The organism is Luteococcus sp. H101 (assembly GCF_038433155.1).
GTDB lineage: Bacteria > Actinomycetota > Actinomycetes > Propionibacteriales > Propionibacteriaceae > Luteococcus.
Genome location: NZ_JBCDMW010000043.1, coordinates 1 through 17,109 on the forward strand (window position 1 = coordinate 1; position 17,109 = coordinate 17,109).

Annotated in this window: 16 protein-coding genes and 1 rRNA gene; 6 read left to right on the plus strand and 11 right to left on the minus strand. The window is 66.9% G+C overall.

Annotated features, from left to right (window positions below; genetic code table 11):
- Positions 1-3: 3 nt before the first annotated feature.
- A 5S ribosomal RNA gene (gene rrf, locus AAEX60_RS15625) occupies positions 4-120 on the plus strand.
- Between the two features lie 395 nt (positions 121-515).
- On the plus strand, positions 516-2,069 hold the full coding sequence (gene mqo, locus AAEX60_RS15630; protein WP_342104796.1) for a malate dehydrogenase (quinone): 1,554 nt from the start codon (positions 516-518) through the stop codon (positions 2,067-2,069).
- A gap of 66 nt (positions 2,070-2,135) precedes the next feature.
- Here mqo and AAEX60_RS15635 read toward each other — a convergent pair whose 3' ends face one another.
- Genes AAEX60_RS15635 through AAEX60_RS15645 form a run of 3 tightly spaced genes read right to left on the minus strand, consistent with a single transcriptional unit; the run spans position 2,136 to position 5,241 of the window.
- The gene (locus AAEX60_RS15635) at positions 2,136-3,011 is read right to left on the minus strand and encodes a carbohydrate ABC transporter permease (protein WP_342104798.1); all 876 of its coding nucleotides are present in this window, start codon (positions 3,009-3,011) and stop codon (positions 2,136-2,138) included.
- The gene (locus AAEX60_RS15640) at positions 3,008-3,967 is read right to left on the minus strand and encodes a carbohydrate ABC transporter permease (protein ID WP_342104800.1); all 960 of its coding nucleotides are present in this window, start codon (positions 3,965-3,967) and stop codon (positions 3,008-3,010) included. Before AAEX60_RS15640 ends, AAEX60_RS15635 begins: the two co-directional genes overlap by 4 nt.
- Before the next feature lie 5 nt (positions 3,968-3,972).
- Complete coding sequence (locus AAEX60_RS15645) at positions 3,973-5,241, minus strand: extracellular solute-binding protein (RefSeq protein WP_342104802.1); 1,269 nt, start codon at positions 5,239-5,241, stop codon at positions 3,973-3,975.
- A 308-nt stretch (positions 5,242-5,549) separates the two neighbouring features.
- Here AAEX60_RS15645 and AAEX60_RS15650 point away from each other — a divergent pair, with 308 nt between their 5' ends.
- Positions 5,550-5,936 carry a GntR family transcriptional regulator gene (locus AAEX60_RS15650; protein ID WP_342104805.1) on the plus strand — a complete coding sequence of 129 codons (387 nt, stop codon included), beginning with the start codon at positions 5,550-5,552 and terminating at the stop codon, positions 5,934-5,936.
- A gap of 137 nt (positions 5,937-6,073) precedes the next feature.
- Here the strand turns inward: AAEX60_RS15650 and AAEX60_RS15655 are convergent, their stop codons facing one another.
- Positions 6,074-6,451: a PAS domain S-box protein gene (locus AAEX60_RS15655; RefSeq protein WP_342104807.1), complete on the minus strand. Its 378-nt coding sequence runs from the start codon at positions 6,449-6,451 to the stop codon at positions 6,074-6,076.
- 183 nt (positions 6,452-6,634) lie between these two features.
- Between AAEX60_RS15655 and AAEX60_RS15660 the strand changes: the two genes are divergently transcribed.
- Entirely contained in the window at positions 6,635-7,456 is an 822-nt protein-coding gene (locus AAEX60_RS15660) for a hypothetical protein (RefSeq protein WP_342104809.1), read from the plus strand.
- Positions 7,457-7,585: 129 nt separating this feature from the next.
- Here the strand turns inward: AAEX60_RS15660 and AAEX60_RS15665 are convergent, their stop codons facing one another.
- Positions 7,586-7,972 carry a hypothetical protein gene (locus tag AAEX60_RS15665; protein ID WP_342104811.1) on the minus strand — a complete coding sequence of 129 codons (387 nt, stop codon included), beginning with the start codon at positions 7,970-7,972 and terminating at the stop codon, positions 7,586-7,588.
- 210 nt (positions 7,973-8,182) lie between these two features.
- Between AAEX60_RS15665 and treS the strand changes: the two genes are divergently transcribed.
- A complete protein-coding gene (gene treS, locus AAEX60_RS15670; protein WP_342104812.1) occupies positions 8,183-10,555 on the plus strand; it encodes a maltose alpha-D-glucosyltransferase in 2,373 nt (790 codons plus the stop codon).
- On the opposite strand, the gene ligD is transcribed toward treS, so the two are convergent.
- From ligD to AAEX60_RS15690, 4 genes are all read right to left on the minus strand, one after another.
- Complete coding sequence (gene ligD, locus AAEX60_RS15675) at positions 10,556-11,521, minus strand: non-homologous end-joining DNA ligase (RefSeq protein WP_342104814.1); 966 nt, start codon at positions 11,519-11,521, stop codon at positions 10,556-10,558.
- Positions 11,518-11,916 carry a hypothetical protein gene (locus AAEX60_RS15680; protein WP_342104816.1) on the minus strand — a complete coding sequence of 133 codons (399 nt, stop codon included), beginning with the start codon at positions 11,914-11,916 and terminating at the stop codon, positions 11,518-11,520. The genes ligD and AAEX60_RS15680 overlap by 4 nt, the downstream gene beginning before the upstream one ends.
- 10 nt (positions 11,917-11,926) lie before the next feature.
- A complete protein-coding gene (locus AAEX60_RS15685; RefSeq protein WP_342104818.1) occupies positions 11,927-12,109 on the minus strand; it encodes a hypothetical protein in 183 nt (60 codons plus the stop codon).
- 88 nt (positions 12,110-12,197) lie between these two features.
- Positions 12,198-13,943, minus strand: coding sequence for an oleate hydratase (locus tag AAEX60_RS15690; RefSeq protein WP_342104820.1), 1,746 nt, complete (start codon positions 13,941-13,943; stop codon positions 12,198-12,200).
- A 125-nt stretch (positions 13,944-14,068) separates the two neighbouring features.
- Between AAEX60_RS15690 and AAEX60_RS15695 the strand changes: the two genes are divergently transcribed.
- A complete protein-coding gene (locus AAEX60_RS15695) occupies positions 14,069-15,313 on the plus strand; it encodes a DUF445 domain-containing protein (RefSeq protein ID WP_342104925.1) in 1,245 nt (414 codons plus the stop codon).
- Positions 15,314-15,390: 77 nt separating this feature from the next.
- Here AAEX60_RS15695 and AAEX60_RS15700 read toward each other — a convergent pair whose 3' ends face one another.
- Both AAEX60_RS15700 and AAEX60_RS15705 read right to left on the minus strand, forming a co-directional pair.
- Positions 15,391-15,747, minus strand: a complete 357-nt coding sequence (locus AAEX60_RS15700) for an antitoxin (RefSeq protein WP_342104822.1) — start codon at positions 15,745-15,747, stop codon at positions 15,391-15,393.
- Between the two features lie 62 nt (positions 15,748-15,809).
- Positions 15,810-17,030, minus strand: coding sequence for a globin domain-containing protein (locus AAEX60_RS15705; protein ID WP_342104824.1), 1,221 nt, complete (start codon positions 17,028-17,030; stop codon positions 15,810-15,812).
- Between the last annotated feature and the right edge of the window lie 79 nt (positions 17,031-17,109).

The window sequence follows — 17,109 nt, forward strand, 5'->3', positions numbered from 1 at the left end:
TGTTTCGGTGGTCATGTCAAAAGGGAAACACCCGGTCCCATTCCGAACCCGGAAGTTAAGCCTTTTAGAGCCGATGGTACTGCAGGGGGGACCCTGTGGGAGACTAGGACACCGCCGGACTTACAAACACCCCTTTGGGTAACCAGCAATGGTCACCCAAAGGGGTGTTTTGCATGCCCTGACCAGACGGCTCGTGCGGTGCCCAGGCCCGGCACAGCGCTCATCCGCGGGTGGGCGCCAGGCGTCGCCATCTATGCTGAGCCGCCGGCATCCCACGCGGGGGTAGTGGGGTGGTGTGGGCCGGATTGAGAGAATTCTCGCTTGTCAGGAGCGGGACAAACGGTTGAGACGACTGGTGCAAAGAGGTTGAACGGAATACGGTGGAGTATGTTCGTTGGTCGGGCGTCGTCGCAGTCGCCGATCACGGTCGCCCGGGGGCGGCGGTGCGGGTGCGCCGGCAATCGCGCCGGCCACGGCCAATAGAACGCGTTGCGGATAATATCTGAGGAGATGCCGTGGTACTGGCGAAGCAGAAGCCAAGCAAGTGGCCCGTCGAGGCCGAGGAAGTTGATGTTGCCCTGATCGGCGGCGGTGTGCTGAGCGCCACCATCGGGCTGATCCTGCACGAGCTGCAGCCGGACTGGAAGATCGTCGGTTACGAGCGTCTGCCCAAGGTGGCCAAGGAGTCGTCGAGCCCCTGGAACAACGCCGGTACCGGGCACGCGGGCCTGTGTGAGCTGAACTACACCAAGGAACGTCCCGACGGCACAATGAACAATGAGAAGCCGGTCCAGGTGAACGAACAGTTCCAGCAGACCCGGCAGTTGTGGGCCCATCTGGTGGAGAAGGGAACCCTGGGCCTGCCCGAGACCTTCGTCAACCCGTGCCCGCACATGTCCATCGTGCACGGTGAGGATGACATCGAGTTCCTCCGCAAGCGTTGGGAGAGCCTGCGCACCAACCCGCTGTTCGCCGCCATGGAGTTCAGCGATGACCCGGAGAAGATCCGGGAGTGGGCTCCCTTCCTGGTGGAGGGGCGCGACCCGAACGAGCGGATCGCGGTCACCTATGACCCCACCGGCACGGATGTCGACTTCGGCTCCATCACCACCCAGATCTTCAACCACCTTGCCTTCAACGGCGTGCACGTCGAGACCTCGCAGGAGGTCACCGATCTGAAGCAGAACACCGACAGCACCTGGACCCTGCGGATCGTCGACCGCGGCGAGATCGGTGGCAAGAAGGGTGGCGAGAAGTTCGTCCGCGCCAAGTTCGTCTTCAACGGCGGCGGTGGCTGGGCCCTCAAGATGCTGCAGAAGGCCGGGATCCCCGAGGTTGCCGGGTACGCCCTGTTCCCGGTGACCGGTGCGTTCATGAGCACCGATGACCCCGACGTGGTCAACCAGCACAAGGTCAAGGTCTACGCCAAGCCGCCGGTGGGTGCCCCGCCGATGTCCAACCCGCACATGGACGCGCGCATCATTAACGGCAGCCGCTCGGTGCTGTTCGGCCCGTATGCCGGGATCGATCCACGCTTCCTGAAGTACGGCTCGATGCTGGACATGCCCAAGATGATCCGCACCGACAACATCGGTGCGGTGCTGAACGTGGCCAAAGACAACATCCCGCTGATCAAGATGCTGGCCACCATGATCTTCATGACGCCGGCGCAGAAGCTCGCCGAGATGCGCGCCTTCGCGCCCAGCGCGCAGATGACCGACTGGCACATGATCAAGGCGGGCCAGCGGGCCCAGATCATCAAGACCGACGCCAAGGGCAAGGGCGGCAGCCTGGAGTTCGGCACCGAGGTGGTCACCAGCGCCGACGGCACCTTGGGCGCCGTGCTGGGTGCCTCGCCGGGCGCCTCGACCGCCGTCCCGATCGTGCTCGAGGTGCTGCAGCGCTGCTTCCCCGACAAGATGGGGGAGTGGGAGCCGCAGTTCAAGGAGATCATCCCGTCCTATGGCGAGAAGCTCTCCGATGATCCGGAGCGGGCGTACGAGATCATGAAGCACACCGCCGACGTGCTCAAGCTCAACCCGCCGGTCAAGGTCGGCGAGAAGGCCTGATCAACCGCACGAGGGCGTCACACCATTCGGTGTGACGCCCTCGTCGCATTCCGGGCGGGACGACGGCTACTTGACGGACCCGGCCGTCAGCCCGCCCACCAGGTGCTTCTCGATCAGGGTGAACAGGATCGCCACCGGGATCACCGCAATGGTGGCGGCGGCGAAGAGCTGGTCCCAGTGCTGCACATAGCCGGTGACGTAGGTGCGCATGCCGACGGTGAGGGGCTTTCGTTCGTCGTCGATCATCAGCGTGAGTGCCACGACGTATTCGTTCCAGGCGGCGATGAAGGTGAAGATCACCGCGGTGACGACGCCCGGGGCGGTCAGCGGCAGCATCACCTTGAGCAGGCTCTGCAGCCTGCTGGCACCGTCCAGCTCCGCGGCCTCCTCCACCTCCTTGGGGATGGAGGTGAAGAAACCGTTGAGGATCCACACCGCGAAGGCCAGGTTGAAGGCGGCATTGGTCAGGATCAGGGCGCCATAGGTGTTGACCATGTTGAGCTCGAAGAACTCCCGGTACAGGCCCACCACCAATGACGTCGGGGCGAACATCTGGGTGATCAGCACCAGGAAGAGGAAGGCCATCCGGCCCTTGAAGCGGAAGCGGGCAGTCACATAGGCCGCCGGGATGGCGATCAGGACGACGATGGCGGTGGACGCACTGGCCACCAGCAGGGATGTCTTCAGCCAGTTCAGGAAACGCTCGTCGCCCAGGATCTGGGAGTAGGTGTTCCACTGCCATTCCCGGGGCAGGAAGGTCGGGGGTGTGGCCTTGTTGTCCTGCGAGGTCCGCAAGGAACCGAGCACCATGATCACATACGGCATGGCGAACATCAGGGCCAACAGCAACCCGATCAGCGGCATGGCCCACGGGCGGATGCCGGTCCAGGCACCGCGTCGGGAGACGGCCTTGTTGGAGGTGGAGACGGTGACGGCGCTCATGACAGGGACTCGTCCTTCCGCGGATCGACGAGTTTGAGGTAGACCACAACCACCAGCAGGATCATCAGCACGTTCAACACACCGGCGGCGGCGGACATCCCGACGTCCTTCTCCTGTGACTTGAAGGCCAGCTTGTACATGAAGGTGATGGTGGTGTCGTGCGCGTAGCCCGGGTTGCGGTCATTGAGCGTGTAGACAATTGGGAAGGAGTTGAACACGTAGATGGTGTTGAGCACCGTGGCGATCAGCATGGCCGGCCGCAGCAACGGCAGGGTGACGTGCCGGTAGCGCTGCCAGGCTGACGCGCCGTCCACCGTCGCCGCCTCGTTCACGTCGTCGGGGATGGAGGACAGGCCGGCCAGGAAGACGAATACGGTGAACGGGATGGAGACGAAGACGCCCACCAGGATCATCGACGGCATGGTCCAGCGGTCGTCGCCCAGCCAGTCCACCGGCGCCTTGATCAGGTGCAGCTTCATCAGCAGCGGGTTGAGTTTGCCGTAGTTGAAGTCATAGATCAGGACGAACAACTGCGACGTGATGACGAGTGAGGCAGCCCACGGGATGATCAGCGCGGTCCGCACGATCCGTCGACCCCAGAACTCCTTGCTGACAAATTGCGCCAGCGCCAACGACGCCAGGATGGTCAGGGCGACGACGGCCACCACCCAGACCACGGTGTTGGTCAGCACGGTGCCCAACATCGGGTGTTCGGCGACGGCGCGATAGTTGCGGCCGCCGGCGTCCCCGGTGCGCAAACCGGTGATTGAATAGCGCCCCAGCGAGGCCTGCACCAGTTTGACGGCGGGGAAGAGCACCACGCCGAAGATCAGCACCAGGGAGGGGCCGATCCACAGCAGGGCCTGGCCTACCGACATCTGGTTGCGGGACCGATGCCGACGCCTGGCCGGCCGGTTGATTGCGGCGGCCGGGGCCGCCTCACTCGTCGTGCTCATGCTGATCAGGCAGCCGTGGCCTGGGCCTGCAGATCGTCCAGCACCTTCTTCGGGTCACCGGACGCGGTCACGCCGGCGCCGAGGTTCTGCTGCACGGCGAGCTTCACCTTGTCCCACCGGGCATCATCGGTGGGGGTGAGCTGCACATTGGGCAGGGTGTCCAAGTAGACCTTGAGCTTGGGATCGCCCTTGAAGACCTCCAGCCCGCTCTTGGTGACCGGCAGGAATCCCTCGGCCTTGATGAAGGTGTTCACCTGGTCCTTCTGGTAGTACAGGTCGTAGAAGGCCTTGACCGCTTCCTGGCTGCCTGGCTTCTTGAAGGCCATCAGGTAGTCGGTGACGCCGAAGGTCTGGGCCTCGCCGCCGTCCTTGGTGGGCATCGGGGCGACGCCGTAGGAGACCTTGCCCTCTTTGTCCAGTGCCGCGGCCAGCGGGCTGAAGCCGACGATCATGCCGGCCTTGCCGGACTTGAACAGGTCGAAGGCGTCGGCACGGTTGGTCTTGGCCGGATTGTTCTGGGTGACCTTGTCCTCCACCGCCAGCTTCTTGAGGAAGGTCAGGGTCTCGACGTTCTTCTCCGAGTTGATGGTCCAGTCCTTGCCGTCCTTCCACGCGCCGCCATTGTTGAAGGTCCAGATGGAGAACTCGCCCTGCGACTCCTCCGGGCCCAGCGGCATGGCGTAGCCACAGACCCCGCCACCCAGGGCGGTGATCTTCTTGGCGGCTTCCTCGAATTCGGCCCAGGTCTTGGGCGGTGCGGCGATCCCGGCCTTCTTGAACAGGTCCTTGTTGTAGAAGAAGGCCCGGGCGCTGGCCAGATCCGGGAAGCCGTACATCTTGTCCTCATAGCTGCCGAACTTCACGAAGGCGTCCAGGATGTCGGCCTTGTGGGCCTCGGGCAGCACCTCGTCGGCGTTGTAGAGCAGGCCGTCCTTGGCGTAGGAGGCGAAGGCATTGAGGTTCAGGATGTCCGGCGCCTGATTGTTCTGGATCATGGTGGAGGACTGCTGGTCAATGTTGTCCCAGCTGACCACCTGGACCTCCAGGTCAAAACCGGACTTCTCCTTGTAGGTCTTGGCGAACGCGTCCCAGAAGGCCTTGGTGTTGTCCTTGCTGTACTCCGCGGCCACCAGCTTGATGCCCTTGACCTTCTCACCGCTGCCGCCGCTGGCCCCACCGCCAGCGGTTCCGGCTCCGCTGCCTCCGCCACAGCCGGTCATGGCGACGGCTGCTGCGGCCAGCCCTGCGGTGAAAGCACGACGAGAGATGTTCATCACGATTCTCCTCAGAAACGTTCGGACGCCTCGTTGCGTCACCGAACCAGATGAGCATACACACGTGGGGGCGCGGTCAGACCACCGACACAAGCCCTTGCCAGCAGGCGCTAGGCAGGTCCAGGCGTCAGATGGGGCTTGGGGTGGGCATCCGGGCCCTGCGCCGGGCTTGCACGTCCGCCCCGTTGTCCCGATAGAGCGAATGCTGATGTGTAGTGCCATAGTGGCAATTGACCCCGCCCAGCGCTCCATCGAGATAATGGGTCGCGCGTACAGAGTTGCGGGAGCTGCGGCTGGGAGGGCGTGACATGGCCAATGGGGGAGAGCGGCGGGCAGCCGCGATCGGTGCCTGGACCCTGGTGATCGACGCGGGCCTGCCCGACCCGCCGTACAGCCAGCTGGTTAACCGGGTCGCCGAGGCGATCAGCGGGGGAGAGCTGCCACCCGGCACGAAGCTGCCGTCGGTCCGTGCCCTGGCGACCGCTCTCGGGCTGGCCACCAATACCGTGGCCAAGGCCTACCGTCAGCTGGAGGCGGAAGGGCAGGTGGAAACTCGAGGTCGCAATGGCACCGTGGTGTTGAGTGGAGCCGTGACATCCGAAGCCTCTCGCGTCGCCGCCCGTCTGGTGCAATCAGCCAAAGCCGACGGGTTGGATCTCGACGAAGCGATCGGTCTGGTGCGTCGCTGTTGGTGAGGGGAGCTCTTGAGTCGTGATGCGTCTCCTCGTAGAATCCTTACATCTCGACAGTGACCGATAAGCAACATTATGAAAATACGACATGGTCGGGGCCTGTCCGGGCGCTTCCCCGGGCTGACCGTCGTGCCTCGTGCTCACGCGCTGGGTTCCCGGACCCACTCCCGGGCAACTGCTACGGAACCGATGGCCGCGCCACTGTCGTCGTTGATCACCGCGAACGTCATCTCCACGAAGACCTTTGAGCCGTCGGGCCTCACGGCTTTGGTTCGACGGGCCTTGCCATCGGATGCCAGGTGGCCGGAGTCCATCGCCGCCCCGAATCCCTGGTCATGGGCCGAACGCAGGCGCTCCGGGATCATCAGCTCCACGTTCTGCCCCAGCACGTCGTCAGTCCGGTGCCCGAACAGCTTCTCGGCGTGCTGGTTCCAGCCCCGGATCAACCCCTCGCGGTCGATCACGATGATCGCGTCGCCCGCCTGGTCGAGTGCCCGCAGCAGCATGTCGTCGCTCATGGCTGCCATTCTGCCGCCTGATGAATTGACGCGGGTCGGATCGTGATTATTGGTTGAGTCCTAGACTCTTGATGTCCCAGGTTGTTCGGGGCCAGCCGTGGACAGGGCCGTCTCCCAGCGTGCTCTCCCCCACTGCCGTGTTCCGGAGCCGCGGCATTGCGCCGTCACGGTAGCGTTGGTGGGGTGAGCGGATACTTCTCCATGGGCAATGACCTGCGTGACCACTGGTTCAAGATCGGTCGGGTGGAGGTCGGCAGCACCCTGCTGACGGTAGGGGCAGTCGTGCTGGCCTGGATCGCCTCGGTGATTGCCCCGAACCTTCCGGCCGTGCTGCTGTTCACCACGGCGGAGCTGCTGGGCGGCGAGGTGTGGCGTGCTTTCACCTGGCCATTCGCGGAGCAGATTGGTCTGTGGGGTGTGCTCAGCCTGTTCTTCTTCTGGATCTTCGGCACCGAGCTGGAACAGCAGCTGGGCAAGAACAAGATGGCCGTCCTGCTGCTGGGCATCTGGGCCAGCCTGACGGTCTCCGCGGCGGCACTTGGCCTGCTGCTGAGCAACTTCGCGGTGCTGATGGGTATCGGGCTGATCCAGTTCGTCGTCCTGCTGCTGTGGATTGCCGAGAATCCGCGCCGCCCCTTCTTCTTTGCGATCCCCGCCTGGGTGGTGGGTGCGGTGCTGGTGGCACTGCAGGTGCTGCAGCTGATTGCGGCCCGCAACCTGGTGGCGCTGCTGTCCATGCTGCTTGGCTTCGCGCTGGTGGCCGTCCTGGCCCGAAGCCAGGGCCTGCTGCGCGACTACGACTGGATTCCCGGGCGCAGCACTCCCAAGCCGGGCAAGCCCGGCAAACCCACCCGCGCGGCCAGGGAGCAGGCCAAGCGGCAGGCTGCCCGGGCCAAGGACGATGACCGCCTGAACGAACTGCTGGACCAGATCAGCGCCAAGGGGATGGACTCCCTGACCCCGGCCCAGCGCCGGGAACTGATGAAGCTGCGCAATCGACGCTGAGACACGTCGCGCCCGGGTCAGGACAGACGGGTCAGGCCAGATGGCTCCGGGCCCAGCTGACGGTCTCCCGGGTGAACGGGCTGGTGTTGGTGGTGTAGTCGGTGGCTCCCCCGCCGTTCAAGCCACCGGTCACCCCGTGCAGCACCCAGTCCGACGTGTACCAGGGCCCGCCGCTGGCGCCGCGGTGGGCAGGTAGCAGTGGTCCACCTGCGGGAAGCCGTGGTTGTAGGAGATCCGCAGCCCACTGCAGCCCTTGAGGTCACCCGGGCGCGGGGCGAAACCCCGCACGGTGATTCGGGTCCCAGGCCGGGGCGCCACCCCCAGGGCGAATCCCCCGCCCACGGCCCGTTTGATGTTGCCGTCCACCTGCACCAGCCGCACGTCGTGGGTGACCAGCGAACCGGGCTGGTTGACCACCCTCGTCACCCGCCAGGTGCTGCGGCCGGCGCTGACGGTGCGCGGCGTGGCGCAGTGCCGGGCAGTGATCACCCAGGAGCCGCTGCGGGTGTTCAGCACCGCGCCGCTGCAGCCCCCCCACCCGGACGGTGAACTGGGATGGGGTTGCCGCCTGGGCGGAGGTGGCAAGACTGGACAGGACCAGGGTGAGGCCGGCGGTCAGGGGTGCGGCCAGCCGGCGAGACGTTGAGCTGTCAAACACGTCGTCCATCCTGCCCCCGAATGCCTGAAAGTGCGCATTCTCCTCAGCTGGCCCACTAGATTGTCTGCGTGAGCAATCCCGAACCCAAGACTCCGCGTTCCGAGAAGCACGACGCTGACCTGCCTGCCGAGAAGAAGCCTGCCGAGAAGAAGAAGGCCAGCAAGGCCGCCAAGGAGCAGGCCAAGCAGGACAAGGCCACTGCGGCCATGGCGGAGCCCGACGAGGTGACCGCCGACGGTGTGCCGTTGGAGGACATCCTGCCCGAGATCAGCTTCGAACAGCAGCGCTTTGCCGCCCGGCCACACCTGGTGCGTCCCCGGGCCAGCCGACACCGCTCCGGCAAGCAGTCCAGCCCGCTGACCCCGCCCTTTGAGGCCGACGGCCGCAACCGCGCCTATGTGGACTGGTTGGAGAACCAGTCGATGCTGCACGACGCCACCACCGTCGCCCGGCAGCTGGCCGGTGGCCACCAGATGTGGCAGAACCCCTTTGCCCACCCGGACCCTCGCGCCGCGGTGCAGACCGCGTCGGCCTGGTTCACCGCCTACCCGCTGAGCATGATCAACGAGAACGGGCAGTCCTTCCTGGGCGCGCTCGGCTCGGAGAAGCTGTGGGAGTGCTTCGCGCAGATCGGCATCGACGCCATCCACACCGGCCCGGTGAAGCTGGCCGGCGGGCTGAGCGGGTGGCAGCCCACCCCCAGCATCGACGGCCACTTCGACCGGATCAGCATGGCGATGGACCCCGTCTTCGGCAATGAGGAGGAGTTCCGCCAGATGTGCGAGAACGCCTCCAAACACGGCGGCACCATCATCGACGACATCATCCCCGCCCACACCGGCAAGGGTGCGGACTTCCGGCTGGCCGAGCTCAACTACCACGACTACCCCGGCATCTACCACATGGTGAACATCCCGGAGGAGGCCTGGCACCTGCTGCCCGACGTCCCCCCGGGCAAGGACTCGGTGAACCTGACGCCGGAGGCGGAGCAGGCCCTGGCCGAGGCCGGCTACATCATCGGCGAGATGCAGCGGGTGATCTTCTACGAGCCGGGGGTCAAGGAGACCAACTGGTCCTGCACCCCGGAGATCTACGACTACAAGGGCGTCAAGCGACGCTGGGTCTACCTGCACTACTTCAAGGAGGGCCAGCCGTCGATCAACTGGCTGGACCCGACCTTCGCCGGCATGCGACTGGTGATGGGCGATGCCCTGCACTCGCTGCTGGACCTGGGCTCCGGCGGCCTGCGGCTGGACGCCAATGGCTTCCTGGGCGTCGAGAAGTCCATCGACGAGGACGCCGCCTGGTCCGAGGGGCACCCGCTCAGCCAGGCCGCCAACCAGCTGATCGGCTCCATGGTGCGCAAGGTGGGTGGCTTCACCTTCCAGGAGATGAACCTGGGCATGGACGACATCAGGAACACCTCCGCCGTGGGGCCGGACCTGAGCTACGACTTCGTCACCCGTCCGGCCTACCAGTACGCCATGGCCACCGGCGACACCGAATTCCTGCGGCTGACGCTGCGGGAGGCCGCCAAGACCGGCATCGACCAGGCCTCGCTGGTGCACGCCTTGCAGAACCACGACGAGCTCACCTATGAGCTGGTGCACTTTGCCAACAACCACAAGGACGAGGTCTACCACCTGGACGGCCGGGACTGGACGGGCGCGGAGATGAGCGAGCACATCCGCGAGACCCTGCGTCAGACCATCACCGGTGAGGCCGGCCCGTACAACGCCGTGTTCACCCAGAACGGCATCGCCTGCACCACCGCGTCGATCATCACCGCCAGCCTGGGGATCACCGACCTGACCCAGATCACCGAGGCCGACGTGAAGCGGATCACCCAGGCCCACCTGCTGCTGTGCATGTACAATGCCTGGCAGCCCGGTGTCTTCGCGCTGTCCGGCTGGGACCTGGTGGGTGCCCTCCCGCTGGCCCGGGAGCAGGTGCAGAAGCTGATCGACACCGGCGACACCCGCTGGCTGGAGCGCGGCGCCTATGACCTGCTGGGCTCCAATCCGGAGGCCAAGGGTTCGGCCTCGGGCATGCCGAAGGCCACCGCGCTGTACGGCTCGCTGCCGGAGCAGCTGACCAGCACGACGTCCTTTGCCTCCCGGCTGACCCAGATCCTCAAGGTGCGAAAGCGCAACGGGATTGCCTCCGGCGAGCTGGTGGACATCCCCGAGGTGGCCCACAAGTCCCTGCTGGTGCTGGTCAACCGGCTGGAGGTGGGCGCCATCCAGATCACGGCGCTCAACTTCGGGCCGGAGAAGATCGTCTCCCGGGTGCAGTCCGAGCACATCCCCGCCGGCCGGGTCTTCGACCTGTCCACCCGTCGCAAGGTGGACAACATCGACGACCTGGGCGGCTTCAGCGTCACCCTGCCGCCGTTCGGTGGGTTGGCGATGATCGTGCGGGAGCCGACGCCCAGCGCCTGATCAGCCGACGTCGCGCCGGATCTGGCTGGGGTCGAGGTCGTCGCGCCACCCCCGCCAGACCGGATGGCGTAGCCGGCCGGCCGAGGTCCACATGCCGTAACTGACCTCGCCGGCCAGCTCCGGGCGCACCCAGGTGACCACCCGGGCCTCGGCCGGGCGGACCCCCAGCACCCCGGGATTGGCGGGAACGGCCAGCGGGGCCAGCCGGGACAGGGCCTGGTCCAGCGCGGCGGCACTGAATCCGCTGCCGGCGCTGCCGACGCAGTGCAGGCTGCCGTCGTCCCCCGGGACGGCCAGCAGCAGGGAGCCGAGGCCACCGGAGCGGTTCCCGCTCCCCCGGCTCCAGCCGACCACCACCACCTCCTGGGTGTAGAAGTTCTTCACCTTCAGCCAGTACGGGCTGCGGCTGCCCGGCTGGTAGCCGCTGGTGATCCGCTTGGCAATCAGCCCCTCCAGACGTAACTGGACGCTGGCCTGCCGGGCGACGTCGAGCTGGTCGCCGAAGGTGCTGGGGACGTGCACGTGCGGCGAACCCTCGTCGATCAGGCTGGTCAGCAGGTCTCGTCGCGCCAGATAGGGCACCTCCAGCAGGTCATGCCCGTCCAGGTGCAGCAGGTCGAAGAGCATGTAGTGGGCAGACCGTGCGCCGGGCTGGCCGTGGTTCTGCAGCGCCTCGAAGTCGGAGACGCCAGAGTCCGTCAAGGCGACGATCTCACCGTCCAGCACCGCCCGGTGGCCGGCCACCAAGCCGCGCAGCTCCGCCAGCTCCGGGTAGCTGGCCAGCAGGTCCAGGCCGCCTCGGCTGCGCAGCCGCATGCCGGCCGCGTCACCGCAGGAGGCCACCCCGCGGTAGCCGTCCCACTTCACCTCGTAGTGGTAGTCCCGTGGGTGCCCCGCCACGGCATCGATGCTGCCCAGGGTGGCCAGCATTGGTTCCCAGGCGGGAAGCTCCGGGGGCAGGTTCACGTGGCGCCCATGCCGGTGAGCAGCATGATGGCCAGCACCGGGGTGCAGGCGGACAGGGCGATGGCCCACACTCCCCTGCCATAGCCGCAGGGACGACGGGCGAAGTGGATCCCGGCGGCCAGGCCCACCACGGCCAGCACCGCGGCCACCACGTACAGGCCGCCGCCGATCTGCATCCACCGCACGGCCGCCTGGGCTGCGGGGGTGTCGGGGATCTGGTCCATCGACGGCGTCGGGCCGGGCAGCTTGGCCAGGTCCAGGAAGCCCTTGAAGAAGACGCCCGAGGCGAGCGTCGTCGCCACCACGGCCAGGGCGCCCACCACCACCGCCCAGGTGCCCTCCGGGGCGTCGGCGCTCTCGGCGGTGCGGGACGGGGCCAGGGCTGGGGAGGACATGACGGACAGGTTACCCCCGGCGGCCACCGGTCAGCGCCAGGGTGGCCAGCACGCCCACCACCAGGCCCGACAGGAAGGCCGGCATCAGGTAGCGGATCCGCCAGCGCACCACGTTGAATCCCTGCATGGCCAGCCAGAGCAGGATCAGCGCCAGCACCAGGCCGGCCAGGGTGGCGAATGTGGATGACTTCACGCACCCCAGAATCGGTCACCCGTCCGGGATTGGCAAGGCGGCTCGCTTGCGGAACCGGATCTCCCTCAGCCTGGCCTGGGCGGCGGCCTCAGATGGCGCCGTAGCGGCGCAGCAGCGGCCCGACGATCGTGCGGTCCAACCGCTTCTTCACCGGCCCGGGCACTGGGAAGGGCTTGCCGTCGCGCATCTTGATGGTGGCGTCCAGCAGGCAGCGCACGTCGTAGACCGATCCCCAGACCTCCGGCACGCCGCGCTCGACGTCCAGCAGGGTGTAGACGGCCTCCATCCCGGTGCGCACCGAGTACTCGGTGGTGAAGATGGTGTCCCGGGTGGTCTCGGCAAACTGCCCCAGGAAGGCGAAGTTCACGCAGCCCTCGGGCACCACGGCCGGGCGGTCGCCCGCGTGGCGCGGCAGGAAGAAGCTGGTGATGAAGGGCATCATGCACGGCATGCAGACCGCGGAGGTGGCGGCCATCTCCGGGATCTGGTCCACCGGGACACCCAGGTGGTACAGCCACTCCTGGGTGATCTCCTCCCCGGTGCACTCCCGCATCGGCTTCTTGACGAAGTTGCCCGGCACGTCGGTGAACAGGCCGTAGATCCACACGACGATCTTGTCCCCGGGCTGGGTGGTGAAGTGCGGCTGGCGGTTGATGGTCCAGCTGAGCAGCCAGCTGGAGTCCGGCACGCTAACGATCCCGCCGGTAACCACCCGGCCGCTGTGCGGATCCCGCTGGCAGATCCGCTCCAGGTAGGGCGTGATCCGCTCATCCAGCGTGGTCAGGGACGCGGACTCCCACTGGGACAGCTCCGGGGTGGTGCAGAAGACATCCGGCCGGCCGAAGGCCGGGTCCTGGCGGGCGATGTTCCGCCACAGGCTCCAGATGCCGCCCTCCTTGACGGTGGCGTCGAAGGCGGGCGCGGTGTGCTGATCTCCCCAGGCGGAGTTCTCCACGCAGGAACCATTGGTGACAAAGACCAGCTGGCTGGCATCGACGTCGGTCCCCCCGGCCTGGCCGTCGCGGATCCACTCGATCCGTCGGGCCACCTTGCGCTGTGCGGTCAGGTCGAACAGGACATTGGTGACGCGGGTGTCGTACTGGAAGACCACGCCCTGCTCCTGCAGCCAGGTGACCATGGGCAGGATCAGGGACTCGTACTGGTTGTACTTGGTGAACTTCAGGGCACTGAAGTCCGGCAGGCCACCGATGTGGTGGATGAAGCGCTGGAAGTAGAGCTTCATCTCCAGGGCGGAATGCCAGTCCTCGAAGGCGAACATGGTGCGCCAGTAGAGCCAGAAGTTGGACTCGAAGAAGTCCGGGTGCAGCACGTCGGTGATCCTCTTGCCCTCGAGGTCCTCGTTGCGGGTGAAGAAGAGCTTCATGATGCTGCCCATGGCCTTCTTGGACAGGGTGAACTTCCCGTCGGTGTGGGCATCCTGGCCCTGCTGGACGGTCGCGCGCATCAGCGAGTAGTTGGGGTCGTCCTTGTTCAGCCAGTAGAACTCGTCCAGCACGCTGGCGCCGGGGGTCTCCAACGACGGGATGGAGCGGAACAGGTCCCACAGGCACTCGAAGTGGTTCTCCATCTCCCGCCCGCCGCGGATCAGGAAGCCCTTGTTGGGGTCCTCGATCCCGTCGCACGCTCCCCCGGGCAGCGGCATGGCCTCCAGGATGGTGATCCGGCGGGGATCCATCTGCGCGTCGCGGATCAGGAAGACCGCCGCGGCCAGCGAGGCCAGGCCCGCCCCCACGATCCATGCGGACTTCTGCTCGACGCCCTCGGGCTTGCGCGGCCGGGCGAAGGCCTCGTAGTTGCCGTTGCTGTAGTACATGCTCGCCTCCATTGGCTTGCTCGACATCCGATGTATTTAGACTACGCGGCCCAAAGATTGGTGGGTCACCCGGGCGGGTGGACTGGCTGTTTCCCGCGATGGGTCACACTGGAGCGGTGAGCTTGATGATCGATGCCCCCGGCGATGCCGAACGACGGGCGGACCTGAAGAAGATGCGGCTGGTGGCCACCGGCCTGCTGGTGCTGGCCGCGGTGCTCTACCTGCTGACCCTGCGCGACGTGCGCACCGGGTGGGTCGGCTGGGTGAATGCCGGCAGCGAGGCGGCGATGGTGGGTGCCCTGGCCGACTGGTTTGCCGTCACCGCCATCTTCCGCCATCCGATGGGCATCCCGCTGCCCCACACCGCGCTGGTCAAGCGACGCAAGAACGAGCTGGGCCGAAGCCTGCAGCAGTTCGTCACCAACAACTTCCTGACCGCCGACATCTTCCGGGAACGGGTCCGGGACGCCCAGGTGGCCCAGCGCATCGCGGACTGGCTGCAGCAGCCGGGCAATCGGCGTCGTGCGCTGGCCCAGGTGGTGCGCGGCCTGCGGGCCCTGCTGGACCGGGTGCGCGACGAGGACGTCGAGGGCCTGGTCACCGACACCGTGCTCCCCCGGCTGCGCCAGCAGCAGATGAGCCCACTGGCGGGCGACCTGCTGGCCGACGTGGTGCGCGACGGCTCCCACCAGCAGCTCGTCGACGTGCTGGCCAAGGAGCTGCACGCCTGGTTGGAGCGCAACCCGGATGCCGCCCGGCACGTGATCGGGGAACGCGCGCCCAGTTGGAGCCCGCGCTGGTTGGACAAGCAGGTCTCCGGTTTCGGCTACCAGCAGGCCCTGGAATGGTCCATGGCGGTGCGGATGCAGCCCGCGCACCCCTTCCGCAAGGCGGTCGACACCTACCTGGCCAGGTTGGCCGAGGACCTGAAGCATGACCCGGCGATCATGGCCAAGGCCGAACATGTCAAGGAGCGGCTGCTGGACAACCCGTCGGTGGGTCCGGCCGTGGTGGAACTGTGGGGCAGCGTGCGGGAGTCCATCACCACCGCGCTGGATGACGACGACTCGACGCTGTGGCGGCGGGCAGACCGGTGGCTGGCCGACGCCGCCACCCAGCTGGCCAATGATCCGGAGCTGCGCACCAGGCTGGATGACCGGGTGGTGGATGTGGTCGGCTTCCTGGTGGACACCTACGGCGAGGAACTGGCGACGGTGATCTCGGTGACCGTGGACCGGTGGGATGCCGACGAGGCCTCCGAGCGGATCGAGCTGTTCGTTGGGCGGGACCTGCAGTTCATCCGGATCAACGGCACCGTGGTGGGCTGCCTGGCGGGTCTGCTGATCCACGCGGTCAGCCAGCTGGTCTGACTGCCCGCTCCCCCGCCACACGACGAATCGGCCGCGCCCCCGGTACGGGGACGCGGCCGATGTCGGGTGGCTCGCGGTCAGGCCTGCGGCTCCGCCGAATCGGCGGGCTGCTGCTGATCCGCGGTCTGGGCCGGGGCGCCCGCCGGCTCGGTCTGCTCGGGAGCGTCAGCCTGCGCCGGGGTTTCCTGGGCCGGAGCCTCCTGGGTCGGAGCTTCCTGGGCCGGTGCCTCGGGGGCGGGCGTCTGCGGGGTTGCCTCCGGCAGGCCCAGCTTGCCCTCCACCGCATTGCCGGCCTGGTCCACCTGCTGGCTGTACTTGCCGCCGGTCCGGGCGTCGAACTGGTCCTCGACCGCGTCGATCGCCTTGCGCACCTCGTCGGGATGCTGCTTGGCGAGTTCCTCGGCCTTGTTCACCAGGTCATTGATGTTCACCATGTCGGTGTCCTTTCGGTTCGCGGCGGTGCCGCACGGCCCCACCCTACTCAGGCCCGGTCCGGTCAGGCAGGCAGCAGCCAGTCGTTGGGGCTGAACAGCTCGAAGTGCACGTCCTCGGCCGCGATTCCCTTGGCCAGCAGCTGGGTGCGGACCGCCTGCAGGAAACCGTTGGAGCCGCACAGGTAGTACTGGGCACCCTCGGGCAGCTCCACCTGGTCCAGCTGCATCAGGCCCAGGGTGGCCAGCTCGTGCTCGCCCTTCTCGAACCAGAGCGTGATCCGGCCATTCGGGAGCGCCTTGGCTGCCTCGGTCAGTTCGTCCACCAGCGCGGCGCCGGCGGCGTCCTGGTCGGCGTGCAGCACCAGCACGGTGCGCTCGGACTTCTCGTCGGCCAGGGCGCGGGCCATGCCCAGCATCGGGGTGGCACCAATTCCGGCGCTGATCAGCACGACGGGGGCGTCGCTGGCCTGGTCCAGCACCAGGTCACCGGTGGGCAGGGTGACCTCCAGCTCGTCGCCCTCGTGCAGCCCGTCGATGATCGACGAGGAGACCTCACCGTCGGGGGTGCCGGTGACCTTCTTCACAGTGATCTGCCAGCGGCCCGCGGTGGGGGCATTGCACAGGCTGTACTGGCGCAGCTGTCCGGCGCCGTCGGCCATGGTGCGGCGCACGGAGATGTACTGGCCGGGCAGGAAGCCGACCAGCTCGGGCTCGCCCTCGCGGGCCACCAGCTCGAAGGTGGCCACGCCCTCGCCCTGCTCGATCCGGCGGGCAACCTGGGCGGTCAGGAAGACCTTGCCGGGCTCGACGCCCGCGGCCCGGTAGCCGGCATTCTCGAAGCGGATCAGGGTGCGGGCCATGATCCAGTAGACCTCGTCCCACGCCTCGGCCACCGGGGCGGTGACCACGTCGGCGCCCAGCACCTCGACGATGGCGGCCATCAGGTTGTCGTGGACAATCTGGTACTGGTCCTCGGTGATGCCCAGGCTGATGTGCTTGTGTCCAATCCGGCTCAGCAGGTCGTCGGCGCTGGGGCCGTCGGGGTTGACCAGGATGGTGGCGAAGGTGGCCACCGAGGCGGCCAGCGCCTTCTGCTGGGCGCCCTGGGCCTGGTTGCCGCGGTTGAAGGTGTCCCGCAGCAGCTCCGGGTGGGCGCTGAACATGCGGCGGTAGAAGGTGGGGGCAATCTCGTCGATCCTGGAACCCACCAGCGGCAGGGTCGCCTTGATGGTTTCGGCGTGCTCGGCGGTGAGCTGGCTGGTGACCGGTACGGACTGTGCCATGTCATTCTCCTTTGGGACGTGTGCGCCCACTATATACACGCTTTATCCCGTGCAATTGTTGTCCGGGTGTCCGCGCCGA

Excerpts from the sequence above, each read along its gene's own strand:
- AAEX60_RS15680 (WP_342104816.1), bottom strand. The coding sequence starts at position 11,916 with ATGTCCTCCCCAGCCCTGGCCCCGTCCCGCACCGCCGAGAGCGCCGAC.
- AAEX60_RS15650 (WP_342104805.1), top strand. The coding sequence starts at position 5,550 with ATGGCCAATGGGGGAGAGCGGCGGGCAGCCGCGATCGGTGCCTGGACC.
- AAEX60_RS15690 (WP_342104820.1), bottom strand. The coding sequence starts at position 13,943 with ATGTACTACAGCAACGGCAACTACGAGGCCTTCGCCCGGCCGCGCAAG.
- AAEX60_RS15645 (WP_342104802.1), bottom strand. The coding sequence starts at position 5,241 with ATGAACATCTCTCGTCGTGCTTTCACCGCAGGGCTGGCCGCAGCAGCC.
- AAEX60_RS15655 (WP_342104807.1), bottom strand. The coding sequence starts at position 6,451 with ATGAGCGACGACATGCTGCTGCGGGCACTCGACCAGGCGGGCGACGCG.
- AAEX60_RS15695 (WP_342104925.1), top strand. The coding sequence starts at position 14,069 with ATGATCGATGCCCCCGGCGATGCCGAACGACGGGCGGACCTGAAGAAG.
- AAEX60_RS15705 (WP_342104824.1), bottom strand. The coding sequence starts at position 17,030 with ATGGCACAGTCCGTACCGGTCACCAGCCAGCTCACCGCCGAGCACGCC.
- AAEX60_RS15640 (WP_342104800.1), bottom strand. The coding sequence starts at position 3,967 with ATGAGCACGACGAGTGAGGCGGCCCCGGCCGCCGCAATCAACCGGCCG.
- AAEX60_RS15635 (WP_342104798.1), bottom strand. The coding sequence starts at position 3,011 with ATGAGCGCCGTCACCGTCTCCACCTCCAACAAGGCCGTCTCCCGACGC.
- AAEX60_RS15700 (WP_342104822.1), bottom strand. The coding sequence starts at position 15,747 with ATGGTGAACATCAATGACCTGGTGAACAAGGCCGAGGAACTCGCCAAG.